We start from the raw sequence: 15,553 nt of genomic DNA on the forward strand, positions 1-15,553 counted from the left end.
GTCGGGAGTCGAGTCGCGCATGGGGTGTCCATATGTGGTTGCAAAATAAAACTAGTTGGAGTCTAGGTTAAGAAGTTTTAAAATGCAACCACTCAATCAAGGAGATAGCCGTGGCCAAGCGCAAAAGCCTGAAAACCGACCCCTGTCCCGTGGCGCGCGCACTCGACGTGATCGGCGAACGCTGGTCGCTGCTGATCGTGCGCGACGCCTTCGACGGCATGCGCCGCTTTGGCGAATTCCAGAAAAGCCTGGGCGTGGCGAAAAATATCCTGGCCGACCGCCTGCACACCCTGGTGGAAGCGGGCATTTTTACGGTCGCGCCCGCCTCGGACGGCACGGCTTATCAGGAATACGTGCTGACGGCCAAGGGGCTGGGCCTGTTTCCCGTCGTGGTGGGCTTGCGCCAGTGGAGCGAGGAGCAGTTGTTCGCATCGGGCGAGGCGCATTCCACCTTGCTGCAGCGCGCTTCAGGCTTGCCCGTGCGCAGGATGAACGTGGAGGCCGAAGATGGCCGCGTCTTGCAGGCGGGCGATACCGTCGTACAGAAGGTGGCCACTGAGGTGGAGACGAAAGCATGAAGCGCGTGGCCGTCATCGGCGGCGGCATCACGGGCGTCACCACCGCTTACGCGCTGGCGAAACGGGGCGTCAATGTCACCCTGATCGAGCGGCACCGCTATGCGGCCATGGAAACGTCGTATGCAAATGGCGGGCAATTGTCAGCCTCGCACGCGGAAGTGTGGAACCACAAGGCAACGATATTGAACGCCGTGAAATGGATGGCGCGGCGCGATGCACCGCTGCTGCTCCATCCCTGGCCCAGCTGGCACAAGCTGAGCTGGTTTGCACAATTTCTCGCCGCCATGCCGGACTATGAGCGCAACACCATCGCCACGGCGCGCATGGCAATCGCCGCGCGCGAGCACCTGTTTGCGTGGGCGCAAGAAGAAGATATCGACTTCGATCACCGCCGCGCCGGCATCCTGCATGTCTACCGTGACCAGCGCGGCTTCGAGCGGGCGGCCGGCGTGTCGCGCCTGTTGGCCCGGGGCGGCTTGCAGCGTCGCGCCGTTACGCTTGCCGACATGCGCGCCATCGAACCGGCCCTCACCGGCGACTTTTACGGCGGTTACTACACGGACAGCGATTCCACGGGCGACATCCACAAATTCACCAGCGGCCTGGCCGATGCCTGCGCCCGCCTGGGCGTGACATGCCGCTATGGCACACACGTGACGGCGCTGGCGCGCGAGTGCGGCAAGGTGCGCGTCAGCCTGGACGAGGAGAGCAGCTTGTTCGACGCCGCCGTCATCTGCGCGGGCACGGCCAGCCGCGCCATGGCGGCATCCTTGGGCGACCATGTGAATGTGTATCCCGTGAAAGGCTATTCGATCACCGTGCAGCTCGATGATGCAGCCAGCCGGGCGGCGGCGCCCAAGGTCAGCCTGCTCGACGATGCCACCAAGCTGGTCAGCAGCCGCCTGGGCGAAGACAGGCTGCGCGTGGCGGGCACGGCGGAATTCAATGGCGTCAACCACGACATTCGCGCCGACCGCATCCGCCCTCTGCTGGCATGGGTCGAGCAATGTTTTCCTGGCGTGAATACACGCAAGGTGATCCCGTGGGCGGGCTTGCGCCCCATGCTGCCGGCCATGCTGCCGAAAGTGGGGCCGGGCAAGGCGCCCGGCGTGTACTACAACACGGGCCACGGCCATCTGGGCTGGACCTTGGCGGCCGCGACGGCCGAGCTGGTAGCCGCGATGGTGAACACTGCGGTGGCTAGTTCTTCGGCAGCAAGTCGCTGAGCGCGGCGCGGCCCTTGACAGTGAGGAAGGGGCCGACCTTGCTGTAAGGCAGCAGGAAGTCGTTTTCGCAGCCGCTGCCGTTGGAATCTTCCCAGAACGATACGCCTTCGCCTTTCAAGGACAGGTGGAAGCGGCCACGGCCGTCGTAATCCGTGCCCTTGCATTCGGCGTCGATTTTCACATTCTTGAAGAGGGCTTGCCGCAGGCGGTCGGGCAATTCGGCCTTGTCGTCGCCATCGCTGGCGCTGGCGCCAAACCAGTTCCACACGTCCGTTTCCTGGCCCGTCTTCACGTCCCAGGTGCGGAACTTGATGGAGATGCCATTGGCGCCATAGCCGGCCGGCCAGCGGTAAAACTTGATCGTTACCCAGCGCGGCGACCAGTAGGTCGGCTCCGCATACACTTCGTCCTCCGTCGTAAAACCGTTGCGGCCCAGGTATTCGCGGCGCGTGGCATAGAAGTCGGCCAGGTCTTGCTTGTTCTTGGCCAGCACGGCGCGCAGCTGCGCATTGATTTTCGCCACGCCATCGCCGGGGCCAATCAATTCCACGGTGATGGTGTCGCCGATTTGCAAGTTGCGATATTGCTTGCCTTCGAAGGCGATCGGTTTACTCACCCTGGTGCTGGGAAACACCTCCAGCGCCAGGTTGTAGGCATCGCTGGCGCAGGATGGGTGCTCGCGGTCGCCCGCCGCTTCCAGGAGGGTCAAGGCCAGCGGCAGGGTCTTGCCGCTTTTCGGGTCCGTCCAGCTGCCGATGAGCTTGTCACTTAGCTTGCCGTCTTGCGGCGCATGCAATGACCAGGTGCCCGTCGTGTCGCCCTTGGCGTCGAGTTCCTGCCACAGCACCTTGCCGTTGGGCTTGGCCAGCATGATCGGCGTCTTGTAGCGTGTGTAGTAATAGTTGCCGCTGCGGTCAGCCCCTTGCGTGGGGCTGGGCTGGTTGAAGCAAGCCACCACATTCGCCTTGCCCAAGGTGCCCTGCCACACCCCTTGCACGGGCGGCTCGGCCGCCATGGCGGCATTCAGGGCGGGCAGGGACAGACATACAAGCAATGAACGTAACAAAAAACAGCGCATCGGGTTTTCCTGTGGTGGGCGATGGCCGATTCTACCTGGCCACCGCCTGGAAATGCCGCACGCCAACTTTTACGCTTGCTTTTCCTGCGCCACCACGGCCATCGCCGCGCCCAGGTATTGCAGCATGGCGCCATCGACAAAGCTGCCTTCCATCAGACGCGGTTCCTGCTGGTGCGCCTGGCGAAATTTCAGCTGCGTGGCCGGGTTCGTTCCCGCATACGAATGGAACAGCTCCAGCCACTGCCGCGCCAGTTGCAGCACGGCCGGGTCGGTGGGCGGCGTATGCGCATCGATGGCGGCGCGCACGGCGGCGATCAGGGCCGGCCACTCGCCCGAGCGCTTGCCGTAGTTGGCGGCCAGGTGCGCATATTCCTGCGCATTGAGGAAAGGGCGATACAGCGCAATGCGCGAGGCATTGAAGGCGGCGATGATGAATTGCATCAAGTCCGCATCGATGCTGGTCGTGGCTTGCATGATTGGCTCCTGCGCGTGCATGCTGTTCAGGCGCGCGAACAGGCCAGGGTGGGCGCCCGTGTCGCGCACCAGCTTGACCATCCATTGCGTGGCTAGGGCTTGCGCTTGGGCATCATCGGCGCCGGCGCCCGCGTCCTTGACGGCGCGCACGCTTGCCACCAGGGCCTTCCATTCCTGTTCCACGGCCGCATCGGACAGCAGCGGCATCTGTTGCAGTTCTTCGTTGTTAAAGTATTTGTCGTACATGGTCATTAACTCCATCGTAGTGAGCCACTCGGCCAGTTCCGGGGCCTGCCCCTGCACCAGTTGCGCCTGCAGGGTGCACAGGCGTACACGCAGGGTGGACGCCTGTGCGATCTGGCGCTCCAGCATGGCGATCTGCTGCGCCACGATGGCGCTCAACGGCAGGTCCGGCCCGGCGAGGGCGTTGGCGATATCGGCCAGCGACAAGCCGAACTTGCGCAGCGCCATGATCCGGTGCAGCCGGTCCATGTCGCCGTGCTGGTACAGGCGGTAGCCAGCGGGCGTGCGCGCCGAAGGCGAGAGCAGGCCGATGCTGTCGTAGTGGTGCAGGGTGCGGATAGTCAGGCCCGTGAGCCGGGCCAGTTCACCGATTTTCAACAGCATCGCTTGCTCCTTTCCTGGTGCGTACAAACAGCATCGAGCCTAACGTTACGTTAAGGTCAAGCAGTATGTTTAGTTGATTGTCAGACGCTGCCGCAGTTCCTGCAGCAAGGTGCCGGTCTTGGGTGTCAACTGGCGCGCCAGCGGCCAGGCCAGGTACAGGGGCAAGCCTTGTGTGGCCAGTGCCGGCAGCACTGCCACGATGGCGCCCGTGGCCAGGTATTCTTGCACCAGCCAGGTGGCCAGCTGCGCCACGCCCAGGCCCGCCAGCACGGCGGCCGTGCGCGCTTCCGCGTCGCCCACCGTCATGCGGGGAGACGCCAGGCGGTGTTCCACCTGCCCGCCGTGCTCAGCGTCCAGGAACAGCCACGGCATGGGCGAGCCGTCGCCGCGCCCATAGGCGATGCAGTCGTGGCCATCCAGATCCGCGATGGACGCGGGCGTGCCGCGCCGCGCCAGGTAGGCGGGCGCCGCGCACAGGATCAGCTGTTCGTCGCCCAGGTGCATCTGCCCCAGCGCGGCCGGCCAGTGCCCGGGTGTGCCGATGCGCACGGCGATATCGATGCGCTCCTCGAATAGGTCGACGAAGCGGTCGCTGAAGGCGATCGACGGCTGCAAGCGCGGATACTGCGCGCATAGTTCCAGCAGGGCCGGCATCACGCGCAGCCGGCCATATGAGGCGGGCACGCCGATGCGCACCTGGCCCGCCAGTTCCGTCGCGTGCTCGCCCAGCACGTCTTCCGCATCCGCCAGTTCCTGCAGCACGCGCTTGCAGGTGGCGTAGTAGGCGCGGCCCGCGTCGCTCAGTTTCAAACGGCGTGTGCTGCGCTCGAACAGCAGCACGCCCAGCCGTTCTTCGAGGCGCGCGACGCTCTTGCTGACAGCCGAGCTGCTCAGGTGCAGGCGTTCGGCCGCCCTGGTAAAACTGCCCGCGTCAGCCGTGGCGAGGAAGGGCGTGAGGCCTTTCAAATGTTCCGATGAAAACATGATTCAGGAATTTTTTTCATGAATAGGTTGAAATAATATCGCGGATGAGAATTGGTGTCGCGGATATGATGGTTTTTTCTTTCGGAGGCACTCTCTCATGCAAAAACACGCCCTCATCATCGGCGCCAGCGGCGTCATCGGCAGCAATCTGGCCACGCATCTGTTGGCGCAAGGCTGGCAGGTGACGGGCGTCTCGCGCGGCCGCACGCCAGTCCCCGCCGGCTGCGTAGCGCTGCAGCTCGATGCGACGGATGGCGCCGCCGTGGCATCGGCGCTGGCGGGCTTTGAGGCCAGCCATGTCTTCTTCACGGCCTGGGCGCGCCAGGCCGACGAGCAGGAAAACATCCGCGTCAACGGTGCCATGCTGGCCAATGTGCTGGCCGCGCTGGGGCCAAGCGGTCACCTGCGCCACGCGGCGCTGGTGACGGGTCTCAAGCACTATCTGGGGCCGTTCGAGGCGTATGGACAAGGCGCCGTGCCCGTCACACCGTTCCGCGAAGAGCAGGGCCGTCAGCCTGTCGAGAATTTTTACTATGCACAGGAAGACCGCTTGTTCGAAGCGGCTGCCCAGTACGGTTTTACGTGGAGCGTGCACCGCCCGCACACCATCATCGGTTACGCACTGGGCAATGCCATGAACATGGGCCTGACCCTGGCCGTGTATGCGAATTTGTGCAAGGCCAGCGGCCAGCCTTTCGTCTTTCCCGGTTCCAGCGCGCAGTGGCATGGCTTGTCCGATATGACGGACGCGGGCCAGATTGCGCGCCACCTGGCGTGGGCGGCCGACAGCCCCGCCGCGCGCAACGAGGATTTTAATATCGTCAATGGGGACGTGTTCCGCTGGAAGTGGATGTGGCCGCGCCTGGCCGCGTATTTCGGCGTGGCAGCGGCGGACTTGCCCGAGACGATGGCGCCGCTGGCCGGCCGCATGCAGGATGCGCCCGCGCAATGGCGTGCCATTGCGCAGCAGCATGATCTGGTGGAAACGGACATCGGCCGCCTCGCTTCCTGGTGGCATACGGATGCCGACCTGGGACGGCCGATGGAAGTGATGACGGACATGGGCAAGAGCCGCAAGGCGGGCTTTCTTGATTACCAAGATACGCAGGATGCCTTCATCGCCCTGTTCGCGCGCCTGAAGGCGGAGCGCGTCATTCCGCGCTGACCTGCTCCACTGCGGCCGGTGGCGGGGCTGCCGCTGCTGCCGCATTACTCTTGTGTTGCTGCGCGCGCTGCCACTCCAGCCCCGGGCGGTCGACGCGGAATTGCAGCAGCCGCCCTTGCACCACTTCCGTCACGTACGCCGTGCGGCCGTCGGGGCCGCCGAAGGTGATGTTGCTGGGCTTGGCGCCGGGCACGCTGATCTCGCGCAGGATGCGGCCCTGCGGCGACAGTTTGACCACGCTGCCCTTGCCATAGCGCGTCACGTACAGGTTGCCATCGACATCGACTCGCATGCCGTCCATGCCGGAATCGTCGAACTTGATCAGCAATCGCTTGCCGCTCAGGCTGCCGTCCGCGGCGATGTCATACATCCAGATATTGCGCTGCACGCTTTCATTCACATACAAAATCTTGCCATCGGGACTGACCTCGATGCCGTTGGCCGTGCCCATGGTGTCGAGCGCCAGGGTGACCTTGCCATCCTGTGCGATGCGCCACACGCGGCCCGTGTTTTCCTTCCAGTTCGGATCGCTCGCATACAGCACGTCATCGGCCGTGATGGCGATGTCGTTCGGCTGCGTCATGCGCGGCTCGCGCGCGTGGATGGACAGCGCACGCGTGGCCGGATCGACCAGGTAGATCGTGTGTTCCATGTAATCGGCCAGATACATCTGACCCCGGCTGCCGAAACGGATGCCGTTGGCGATGCTGGTCCCGGGCAGGCTCAGCCACACTTCGCCACTGCCATCGGGACGCACCTTGCCGATGGTTTGCTGGCGCGCAAAGTTGACGGCATAGATATTGCCATCCGCATCGACGGCCGGGCCTTCGATGCCCTTGGTGAAGGAATGCGCGGGCGTGAGGGTGGTGGCGAGGAACAAGGTCTCGTGCGCGGGCGGGCTGGCGCAGGCGGACAGGTTGGCCAGCGCGGTGGCCAGCACGGCGGCGCGCAGCCAGGGCAGGGCGGTTCGGGAATGCGGCACGAAGGAGGATTGATGCATGGAGCGATCTCTGTATAGCAAAGGTGGCGTATGTTACCCGAGGCGCGCCAGCCGGGGCGCCAGTCTATGTCTCATCTCAGGCCGCCACCACGATCAGGTCGGGGAAGTCGTCTTGCCAGCCGTCCCATTCGTCTTGTAGATGGGCGTGCATGCCAGCGCGTGCTTGCGCCACATCAAACGCATCGGCGCTGGCCAGCAGAAAATGGGCAATGGCGCGCAGGGTGGCGGGGTCGGCATGGATGGTCACGTCGGAGCACGGCAGGGGGCGTTCGGACGGCGCGTCGTGCAGATAGCAGTGCAGGGAAAGGTGTGTGTTCATGGAGTTCGATGATCGATATGGGAGCCCGGCATGGCGTGCGCCAGCAGGTCGGCGCGGGCGGCGGCCTGTTCTTCGCCGCTTAAAAGCCAGTGTGTCTTGCCGTCGTGCGCAGCCGCAGCCATAGCCCAGGGTTTCGCTGTAGCCTTGCACGTCATCGCAATAATCGAGCAAGCCGGGTATGCTTGCCGCGCCGTCGAACAGCCGTTGCAGCGGCAGCTTGCTGGCGCGCATCGCCAGCAGCAGCGAATCAGTCGAATGATACCAGGCCAGCGCGTCGCAGTTCATGAACTCGTCGGCTTCGTCGGCGGCACGATCCGCGCTGAACAATGCGATGCTGTCGGCATCGGGCGCAAACAGCATCTTCTCGTAGTTTTTCTGCGAGAACTTGACGACCTTGCCGCGCTTACTGCCGTAGCGCTCGACGGGTTCCCCTATCTGCGCGAACCAGGCAAACAGCTGCGCGCTGGCCACGGCGGGAAGGAAGAGGCTATTCTTGCTGAATTCGCCGATGAGGAAATGGTATTGGTCCATAAAGCAAGACGGGGGAGGATTGCGATAGGCGTATTTTTGTACGGAATGCAACATATTGCCAATGCACGCGCGCGACCATTCCGTCAGGCGGCCTGATGCGTAAGTATTTGATTTAAATGAAATTCGCGCCGTATTGCGCTTACTTCCAGCCGCATTGCGGTTACACTAAGTCTGACTATACTGCAATGACGAGCGAGGTGCTGGTTCACTACGTCGCTGGCAATCCTACGGAGGCCTCATGTCTTATGCGAATCCCACCACCCATAATGGGTTCCTGATCTCGGCCTACGCCTGCGAACTGCCCGAGGGGTGCTGGCAGGGACAGTTGGTGCTGAGCAAGTGCGGCTTTGAAGATGTCCGGCAAGCCAATCTGGAAAATCGCAGCACGCGGCACGAAGCGGAGCAATCGGCCCTGGCCATGGGGTGGCAGCTCGCCAATTACGTGCTACCCCTGCGCACTGTTGACGATAAGTAAAGTAATGCCTTCATTTCGTAAGGGAAATAGAGTATCGTGTTTGGCTAGAGAGAAATACACCGTATGCAGCAATCGAGCTGGCGTGCGCGGCGATGCCTGAGTGAACGCCGCGGAACGAAGAGTTGTCCTTGAGGCCGGCCCCCACAGGCCGCACACCGTCACCATGCACTACACAGCACTCTCGCCGGATCCTGAGGATGCGCCCGCCCAGCAGTTGCCCTCCGAGCAAAATCTGCATGCCTTGCATAACCGCGAAGTCAAGCTGCTGCGCGAGACGATCAATCAATTGTTGATCATGGCCAAGATGCAGTTGCAGGAAAAGGATAAATCCGACGCCTTTGGCCTGTTGATCATGCAGTTGCGCGAAGCCAATCAAAATCTCGTGCTGGCGACATTTGGCGCGCAGGATATGCAAGCGTCCGCCGAAGCGACAACCTTGCGCCAGACGGAATTCCTGGCCATGCTTGCGCATGAGTTGCGCAACCCCTTGCAGCCGCTGGCGATGGCCAATGACTTGCTGGCCAAGAAGGTCGCCCTCGATCCGCAATTGGTGGATGTGCATGGCGTGATCGGCCGCCAGGTGGCGCATATGGCGCGCCTGATCGACGACTTGCTTGACGCTTCGCGCGTCAGCAGCGGAAAGATCACCTTGCAGCTGGCGCCCATCCTGCTGAGCGACATCCTCGCCAGTGCCGTGGAAGTTGGCCAGGCCAGCATCAGCCAACGCCAGCAAGTGCTGAGCGTGAGCCTGCCGAACGAACCCTTGGTCATCGAAGGGGACCTGGTGCGCCTGACGCAAGTGTTTGCCAACTTGCTCATCAATGCCAGCAAATTTACGCACGAGCTTGGCCACATCGACATCGTCGTCAGGCGTCACGATGATTTGGTGGAAATTGCGGTCAGCGACGATGGCGCCGGCATTGCCCTCGATATCCAGCCCTTCATCTTCGACCTGTTTACCCAGGGCTTCCGTTCGCTGGAACGGGCGCAGGGCGGCCTGGGCATCGGCCTGTCACTGGTGCGCATCATTACCCAGTTGCATGGCGGCACCGTGGATGTGTTCAGCGCAGGGGTCGGCTTTGGCAGCCAGTTTGTGTTGCAGCTGCCCTTGTCGTCGCTGGCGCCGCCATCGCAGGGCATGCAGGAGGTACCTGCGGCGTGCGCACTGCCACGCCGCATATTGCTGATCGAGGATAATGCCGATGCGGCGGAAATGCTGGCGCTGCTGCTGACGCAGGACGGCCACCATGTCGACGTGCGCAATGACGGCCCCAGCGGCTTGCGCGCCGCGCTCGATGCGCCTTACGATGTCATCGTATGCGATATCGGCTTGCCGGGCATGGATGGCTACCAGGTCATCAGTTCGGCCCGTGCGGCGCTGGTGGCACCGCTGCCGTGCTTTGTTGCCGCGTCAGGGTACAGTCAGCTTGGCGAGTTTGACCGCGCTGGCCAGGCAGGGTTTGACCACTACCTGGTAAAGCCCATCAATATCGACGCTTTGTCGAAAATAATCACGGCAACGGTTCCGCGCTGATGGGCGAAGAAACCCTGATGCTTTTGTTTAACATGGTCCTTGCACCGAAAACCGCAGAGAAAAGATCCGATTATGGCCACAGTCCATGAACAGCGGCAGCGCAGGATAGAGCACGCGCTGTTACGCGAACCAGGTGCGGTGGTAGACGTCAGTATTCGCTTTTGGGAGCGACTGGCCACTGAATTGAATCAGATCATTGGTGAGCGGGGCGTGGAGTCGATGTATGCACGCAGCCTGCACCAGAGTCAGAAGCAGTTCAGCTGCTTGTCGCCCCATCCACCGCAAGCGCTGGCAGCTGCCATGACCGCCTTGCGCGCCAGCTTGCAGGGACAGGCGGACGCAGTCGCCTGTGCGGCAAGCACGGCGATGTTGATGCACTTCATCAATACCCTTATATTATTAATTGGCGAACTCTTAACGAATAGCATCCTCCTCAGAGCCTGGGGGGATGACGTTGTGAATAATGCTGGAACGGAGCCGAACGAATGAACAAAGTCACCATCCACCGCCTGGCAACTGGCGTGCCGGGGTTGGACGAATTGCTGGGCGGTGGAATACCCGAGTTTTCCTTCAACCTGGTAGCGGGCACGCCCGGCAGCGGCAAGACGACGCTGGCGCACCAGATCATGTTTTCCCTCGCCACGCCTGAGCGCAAGGCGCTGTTTTTCACAGTGCTGGGCGAGCCACCCCTGAAGATGCTGCGCTATCAGCAGCAGTTTCCCTTCTTCGATGTGGAAAAGATCAACCAGTCGATCAAGTTCGTCAATCTGTCGTCTGACTTGCTGGAAGGCGATTTCGACCGCGTGCTGGCGCGCATCGCCGAAGAGGTGCAGGCGTTCTCGCCCAGCCTGGTCTTCGTCGATTCCTTCCGCTCCGTGGTGCAGTCGGCCACGGCCATGGAAACGGGCGCTGCCGGCCTGCAGAATTTTGTGCAGCAGCTGGGCGCGCAAATGACCAGCTGGCTGGCAACGACCTTCCTGATCGGCGAATACCTGGCGCCCGAGGCCGAGTCGAGCGCCGTGTTCACGGTGGCCGACGGCATCCTGTGGCTGTCTCAGCTCGTGCATCGCGATGCCATGGTGCGCAAGATCCAGGTGGTCAAGATGCGCGGCCAGTCACAAAGGCTGGGCGTCCACACCTTCCGCATCAATGATAATGGGGTGGAAATATTTTCCCGCGCCGTGTTGAAGACCAGCGGTATGCAAGAGGTCAGTATTTCCGGCAATGAGCGCTTGTCGCTGGGCGTGCCGGAGCTCGACGCCATGATGGGCGGCGGCTTGCCGGCAGGTTACTCACTGCTGCTGGTGGGACCATCCGGTTCCGGCAAGACCGTGCTGGCCACGCAATTCCTGACGGAAGGCGTGCGCTGCGGCGAGCCCGGCGTGATCGCCGCCTTCGAGAAAAGCCCGAACCAGTTGCTCAGCCATCATTTGAGTGCACTCGTCAGTTCCGGCCAGATCGGCGTGATCAACACGCGCACCCTGGATTTGTCGCTCGATGAAATCCTGCATGACCTGGTGGGTATGATCACGCGCATGAAGGCCAAGCGCGTGGTCATCGATTCGCTGTCCGGCTTTGAAATGGCGCTGGCCTCCATGTTCCGCGAGGATTTCCGCGAATCGCTGTACCGTCTGGTGGCGGCCTTGACGGAAATGGGCGTGTCGGTGCTGATGACGGCCGAGCTGGAAGATCAGTACACCATGCTGCGCTTCAGTTCCTACGGCAACGCTTTCCTGGCCGACGCCATCGTCATGCAGCGCTACATCGAGCTCGAAGGCCAGTTCAAGCGCGTGGTATCGGTGGTGAAGGTGCGTGGCAGCGGCCATAGCAAGGATATCCGCTTCTACGATATCGACGCCGGCGGCGTGAAGATCGGTGCCGCCCTCAGCCAGTACCAGGGCATACTGTCGGGCGACCCTTACCGGGTCTAGGCGTTGAGGCGTATGATGGAAGTGCGGCCATGCAGACGGTGATGGCTGTACGCACAGGAGACGGATGATGGGTCTTCTGTGTTTCCCTGCTGATCAAGAGGAGATATGATGGACAAACCCGAATTCATCCTGGCCGCGAAAGCCATGGAAACGCTGGAAATGTATCAGACCTTCTATGGACATTCGCAGGAATACCAGGCGCATCAGCAGGAAGTCTTGAAACTGCTGCGCCACAAGGGGGCCTCGCTGCTGGTGTCGGAACATGGCCCGGCGAAGTTCTTGCTGGCCTTTGCCGATGCGCTGGAAGCGGCCGGCTTGCCCGGCGAGTATGTGCCGCTCAGCCGCAGGTAGGGCGAGCCTGTCCCGGCAGGGGTGTCGGCAGAAGGTGCCGTCTTTTGCCGGGATCCGCCCCTAACCGCCGTTCGCATTCTCGTTCAGCGACACCCTGGGCAGGCGCACGGTAAATATCGTGCCGCATTCCAGGCTCGACTCGGCGCAGATCGTGCCGCCGTGCGCGCAGGCGATTTCACGCGCGATAAACAGACCCAAGCCGATACTGGTGGCATTGGGCGCCTTGTACTCGTCAGAAACTGCCAGCTGTACCAATGGATCGAATATGGTCTTCAGCGCGGCATGCGGGATCTGGCGGCCAAAATTCTTGACCTGCACCACGGCCGTATTGGCATCGCCGTAGGCCGTGATGGTCACCGGCTGGTCGTCGGTGCGATATTGCGCAGCATTGTTGAGCAAATTGGAAAACAGCTGGGCCAGGCGGGGCGCATCGAAGTCGCCGATCATCTCGCCCGAGGTGCTCAGTTCAAACTTGCATTTCGGGTGAGCGGCCGAGGCATCCTCGACGGCCGTCTTGCAGATTTCCCCGATATCGCCCAAGGAAGGGGAGAAGGGCATATGTCCGCCCAGCTGCGTCCTGGCAAATTCCAGCAGATCGTTCACCATGGTTGTCATGGCGGCCGCGCTGCGCGCAACCCGTGCGCCGATCTCTACCGTGGAAGAGGGGTTCGCGCTCGGCCTGCTCAGCAGCGCGCCTGCCATCGTCATGGTGGTCAGCGGACTGCGCAGATCGTGGCTGAGAATGGCGAGAAAGGTATTGCGGGTGCGGTCGCTCTGCTGCGAATAGCGTATGGCCGATTCCTGCAACGCCTTGTCTATCGCTTCATTGAAGCGCAGGATGTCTTCTATCGCCAATTTTGACGTCACTGTCACCTGTGCCATCCACAGTCGCAGAACGCTGGCCCGCATCGCGCGAAATTCCGCCGTCAGCTGCGGCAGTGTGAAGCCAATTTGCTGGCGCAGCGAACCATGCGTTGCGGCTGCCGTTTCCTTGCCCGCTATTTCCGACACGCCTGTGGTTGATTTCTTTTTTCGCTGCGCCGCGTTCTCGATGACGTCCATGTCGCGCACGATGGTTTCCAGCATCTGCTTGGCATGATCGCGTAATTCTGCTTTCGAGATGGCGGCTCCAGGAATGGCAAGCGAGCTGGCAAAGAGTTCCCACTCCTCCAGGATCTGCTCCAGATGATCTGTAATAAAAAGCGATAGTTTCACGATGGACCAATGCGTTGATGGAAGAGAAGCCAGTGTACGCCGTTGATGCGATGGATGGCGCATTGTGCATGTGCAGGACGTTGCGAGGGTTCTTGCTGGAATGGATGGGGAGCTGAATTGTTCCCCATTCCGTTGCATCTGGAATGGCGGTATGGCAAACAATCGCAAGCTGAAGCCGGCATTCTTCGCTGTCATGACGGCGAAGGCATGTTGCGCAGCAAGTGTGGTGAATTTTTTATATCTTGTTTGTGACAATAGGTGAATATGTTGCCATCTATTTGGTGCACACTTTGCCAGCTATCAATCCGTGAGGGTATCTATGATCAGGTCACGCAGCCTGCCGCCGCGACTGCTGGGAGCGGATTTCCGGGGTTTTTCCTTGCTGCCGCTGGCCATTTCATTTGTTGTACTGGTGTGCCTGTCCCTCCTGGCAATCCAGTTATGGATGACCTTGCGCGCGCGGGAAGTGCAATTGCACGAAGCCGCGCGTGAAAGCTCCAATCTGGCACAGTCTGTTGCCCAGCATGCATATGACACGATTAAAGAGGCTGATACGGTGTTGGTCGGACTGCTGGAGCGGGTGGAGACAGATGGTGTTTCCGATCTTGATTTGGCCCGTATTCACAAATTGCTGGTTACCCGTGTCGCCGAGCTGCCCCAGTTACACGGTATCTTCATCTACGCCAAAGATGGCAGCTGGTTGGTGAATTCTCAGAAAACGTTGTTGAATAATCTGAACAATTCTGATCGAGATTATTTCAAATATCATCGAACGCATGATGAGCGAGGGCCTTATGTCGGTCCTCCCGTGCGCAGCAAATCAACGGGGGACTGGATTGTTACCGTGTCGCGGCGGATCAATATGCCTGACGGAAGTTTCGGCGGTGTGGTGCTGGCGACCATCAATATGAATTATTTTAGGCTGTTTTATGAACGTTTTTCGATAGGGGAAAAGGGCGCTATTTTCATTGCGAATGGAGCCGGCATACTCTTATTGAGGCGGCCATTCGATGAAAGTTTGCTGGGACGCGATATTTCACAATTCCCCGTGTTTCGTGATTATTTGCCCAAAAGCCCGGTCGGAACGGCCGTGATCAAGTCGCGCGTCGATGGCGTGACGCGTATCAATAGCTACCGAAGAATCGAGGAATACCCGCTGGTGGTCTCTGCCGCATTGTCACAGGATGAAGTGCTGGCCGAGTGGCGCCTAGACGCGGTCTTGCAAAATGCAGTGGGTGGGGTATTGGTGCTGCTGATTGCATTCATCGGATACCGCGTGGTGCGGCAAATCGATTTGCGGGTCAAGAGCGAGGCGGGATTGCTGGAGGCGCGTAATGAGCTGGAGTTGATCAATGAAACCTTGGCCCGCCTTGCCAATCAAGACGGCTTGACTGGTCTGGCGAACCGGCGCCATTTCGATCAGTCGCTAAGCGCCGAGTTCAGCCGTGCGCAGCGCGAAGAAAGCGCTCTGGGACTGGTCTTGATCGATGTCGATTTCTTTAAGCAATACAACGATATCTATGGCCATGTGGCCGGTGATGAGTGCCTGAGAAAAATTGGCAAGGTGATGGCCTATAGCATGCGCCGGCCAGGCGACCTTGCGGCGCGTTACGGTGGTGAAGAAATGGTGGTTTTATTGCCGGGCACGGATCTGGCCGGCGCATTGGCGGTGGCGGAAGGTTTGCGCAATGCCGTGCAATCCATGGGCATTGCTCATACCGGCAATTCTCTTGGCGTCGTGACAGTGAGTATCGGCGTGGCGGCTTTTGTGCCGGTGCATCTGAAAAATCAGGCAGTGGAACTGGTTGAGCTCGCTGATAAGGCCTTGTACAAGGCCAAGGCATCCGGGAGAAATCAGGTCTGTTATGAATCTGCTCACGAAAGCGCCGAGCAGCTTGCGACTGTTTTTGCGTTTCGATAGCCATATTTGAATGGTGAGGGCCGGCGTCAGCTGTGCCCTGCATCCTGCACTGCGCGTGCGCCAGCCTTGTCCCTGTGAAATCGGCAACATACGGATCGACGTGTCCGCCCCTTCATTGCGCAGTAAGCACTAGCGTGACACAAC

General features: G+C 61.0%; 15 protein-coding genes. 9 read left to right on the plus strand and 6 right to left on the minus strand.

The genetic code is table 11. The annotated features are described in order from the left end of the window. The first annotated feature begins 110 nt into the window (after positions 1–110). Entirely contained in the window at positions 111–578 is a 468-nt protein-coding gene (locus ACP7DE_RS14150; protein WP_426072697.1) for a winged helix-turn-helix transcriptional regulator, read from the plus strand. After that, entirely contained in the window at positions 575–1,804 is a 1,230-nt protein-coding gene (locus ACP7DE_RS14155; protein WP_426072698.1) for a D-amino acid dehydrogenase, read from the plus strand. The genes ACP7DE_RS14150 and ACP7DE_RS14155 overlap by 4 nt, the downstream gene beginning before the upstream one ends. Here the strand turns inward: ACP7DE_RS14155 and ACP7DE_RS14160 are convergent. From ACP7DE_RS14160 to ACP7DE_RS14170, 3 genes are all read right to left on the minus strand, one after another. After that, positions 1,779–2,882: a hypothetical protein gene (locus tag ACP7DE_RS14160; protein WP_426072699.1), complete on the minus strand. Its 1,104-nt coding sequence runs from the start codon at positions 2,880–2,882 to the stop codon at positions 1,779–1,781. The two genes, ACP7DE_RS14155 and ACP7DE_RS14160, sit on opposite strands and share 26 nt — an antisense overlap. 69 nt (positions 2,883–2,951) lie before the next feature. Beyond that, complete coding sequence (locus ACP7DE_RS14165; RefSeq protein WP_426072700.1) at positions 2,952–3,983, minus strand: MerR family transcriptional regulator; 1,032 nt, start codon at positions 3,981–3,983, stop codon at positions 2,952–2,954. 69 nt (positions 3,984–4,052) lie between these two features. Beyond that, on the minus strand, positions 4,053–4,967 hold the full coding sequence (locus ACP7DE_RS14170) for a LysR family transcriptional regulator (RefSeq protein ID WP_426072701.1): 915 nt from the start codon (positions 4,965–4,967) through the stop codon (positions 4,053–4,055). 97 nt (positions 4,968–5,064) lie between these two features. Here ACP7DE_RS14170 and ACP7DE_RS14175 point away from each other — a divergent pair, with 97 nt between their 5' ends. Further along, complete coding sequence (locus ACP7DE_RS14175; RefSeq protein WP_426072702.1) at positions 5,065–6,132, plus strand: SDR family oxidoreductase; 1,068 nt, start codon at positions 5,065–5,067, stop codon at positions 6,130–6,132. On the opposite strand, the gene ACP7DE_RS14180 is transcribed toward ACP7DE_RS14175, so the two are convergent. Together ACP7DE_RS14180 and ACP7DE_RS14185 are read right to left on the minus strand one after the other, a co-directional pair. Further along, the gene (locus tag ACP7DE_RS14180) at positions 6,119–7,132 is read right to left on the minus strand and encodes an SMP-30/gluconolactonase/LRE family protein (protein WP_426072703.1); all 1,014 of its coding nucleotides are present in this window, start codon (positions 7,130–7,132) and stop codon (positions 6,119–6,121) included. The genes ACP7DE_RS14175 and ACP7DE_RS14180 overlap by 14 nt on opposite strands. 76 nt (positions 7,133–7,208) lie before the next feature. Further along, positions 7,209–7,982 carry an Imm32 family immunity protein gene (locus ACP7DE_RS14185; protein WP_426072704.1) on the minus strand — a complete coding sequence of 258 codons (774 nt, stop codon included), beginning with the start codon at positions 7,980–7,982 and terminating at the stop codon, positions 7,209–7,211. Between the two features lie 238 nt (positions 7,983–8,220). On the opposite strand from ACP7DE_RS14185, the gene ACP7DE_RS14190 reads away from it, so the two are divergent. The 5 genes from ACP7DE_RS14190 to ACP7DE_RS14210 all read left to right on the plus strand — a co-directional run bounded on the left by ACP7DE_RS14190 (position 8,221) and on the right by ACP7DE_RS14210 (position 12,273). Next, on the plus strand, positions 8,221–8,457 hold the full coding sequence (locus tag ACP7DE_RS14190; RefSeq protein ID WP_101484231.1) for a hypothetical protein: 237 nt from the start codon (positions 8,221–8,223) through the stop codon (positions 8,455–8,457). Positions 8,458–8,620: 163 nt separating this feature from the next. Continuing rightward, on the plus strand, positions 8,621–9,991 hold the full coding sequence (locus ACP7DE_RS14195) for a hybrid sensor histidine kinase/response regulator (RefSeq protein ID WP_426072705.1): 1,371 nt from the start codon (positions 8,621–8,623) through the stop codon (positions 9,989–9,991). Positions 9,992–10,063: 72 nt separating this feature from the next. Beyond that, positions 10,064–10,480: a hypothetical protein gene (locus ACP7DE_RS14200; RefSeq protein ID WP_426072706.1), complete on the plus strand. Its 417-nt coding sequence runs from the start codon at positions 10,064–10,066 to the stop codon at positions 10,478–10,480. Further along, positions 10,477–11,922 carry an RAD55 family ATPase gene (locus ACP7DE_RS14205; protein WP_426072707.1) on the plus strand — a complete coding sequence of 482 codons (1,446 nt, stop codon included), beginning with the start codon at positions 10,477–10,479 and terminating at the stop codon, positions 11,920–11,922. The genes ACP7DE_RS14200 and ACP7DE_RS14205 overlap by 4 nt, the downstream gene beginning before the upstream one ends. 105 nt (positions 11,923–12,027) lie before the next feature. Then, positions 12,028–12,273: a hypothetical protein gene (locus ACP7DE_RS14210; RefSeq protein WP_426072708.1), complete on the plus strand. Its 246-nt coding sequence runs from the start codon at positions 12,028–12,030 to the stop codon at positions 12,271–12,273. A gap of 60 nt (positions 12,274–12,333) precedes the next feature. Here the strand turns inward: ACP7DE_RS14210 and ACP7DE_RS14215 are convergent, their stop codons facing one another. Further along, entirely contained in the window at positions 12,334–13,488 is a 1,155-nt protein-coding gene (locus tag ACP7DE_RS14215) for a sensor histidine kinase (protein ID WP_426072709.1), read from the minus strand. A gap of 319 nt (positions 13,489–13,807) precedes the next feature. Between ACP7DE_RS14215 and ACP7DE_RS14220 the strand changes: the two genes are divergently transcribed. Further along, positions 13,808–15,409 carry a sensor domain-containing diguanylate cyclase gene (locus ACP7DE_RS14220; protein WP_426072710.1) on the plus strand — a complete coding sequence of 534 codons (1,602 nt, stop codon included), beginning with the start codon at positions 13,808–13,810 and terminating at the stop codon, positions 15,407–15,409. Positions 15,410–15,553: the final 144 nt, after the last annotated feature.

Origin of the sequence: Janthinobacterium sp. DSP2-3-3 (assembly GCF_049897325.1) — a bacterium.
Classification (GTDB): Bacteria; Pseudomonadota; Gammaproteobacteria; order Burkholderiales; family Burkholderiaceae_D; genus Janthinobacterium.

Excerpts from the sequence above, each read along its gene's own strand:
- ACP7DE_RS14155 (WP_426072698.1), top strand. The coding sequence starts at position 575 with ATGAAGCGCGTGGCCGTCATCGGCGGCGGCATCACGGGCGTCACCACC.
- ACP7DE_RS14160 (WP_426072699.1), bottom strand. The coding sequence starts at position 2,882 with ATGCGCTGTTTTTTGTTACGTTCATTGCTTGTATGTCTGTCCCTGCCC.
- ACP7DE_RS14165 (WP_426072700.1), bottom strand. The coding sequence starts at position 3,983 with ATGCTGTTGAAAATCGGTGAACTGGCCCGGCTCACGGGCCTGACTATC.
- ACP7DE_RS14170 (WP_426072701.1), bottom strand. The coding sequence starts at position 4,967 with ATGTTTTCATCGGAACATTTGAAAGGCCTCACGCCCTTCCTCGCCACG.
- ACP7DE_RS14175 (WP_426072702.1), top strand. The coding sequence starts at position 5,065 with ATGCAAAAACACGCCCTCATCATCGGCGCCAGCGGCGTCATCGGCAGC.
- ACP7DE_RS14180 (WP_426072703.1), bottom strand. The coding sequence starts at position 7,132 with ATGCATCAATCCTCCTTCGTGCCGCATTCCCGAACCGCCCTGCCCTGG.
- ACP7DE_RS14185 (WP_426072704.1), bottom strand. The coding sequence starts at position 7,982 with ATGGACCAATACCATTTCCTCATCGGCGAATTCAGCAAGAATAGCCTC.
- ACP7DE_RS14190 (WP_101484231.1), top strand. The coding sequence starts at position 8,221 with ATGTCTTATGCGAATCCCACCACCCATAATGGGTTCCTGATCTCGGCC.
- ACP7DE_RS14195 (WP_426072705.1), top strand. The coding sequence starts at position 8,621 with ATGCACTACACAGCACTCTCGCCGGATCCTGAGGATGCGCCCGCCCAG.
- ACP7DE_RS14200 (WP_426072706.1), top strand. The coding sequence starts at position 10,064 with ATGGCCACAGTCCATGAACAGCGGCAGCGCAGGATAGAGCACGCGCTG.
- ACP7DE_RS14205 (WP_426072707.1), top strand. The coding sequence starts at position 10,477 with ATGAACAAAGTCACCATCCACCGCCTGGCAACTGGCGTGCCGGGGTTG.
- ACP7DE_RS14210 (WP_426072708.1), top strand. The coding sequence starts at position 12,028 with ATGATGGACAAACCCGAATTCATCCTGGCCGCGAAAGCCATGGAAACG.
- ACP7DE_RS14220 (WP_426072710.1), top strand. The coding sequence starts at position 13,808 with ATGATCAGGTCACGCAGCCTGCCGCCGCGACTGCTGGGAGCGGATTTC.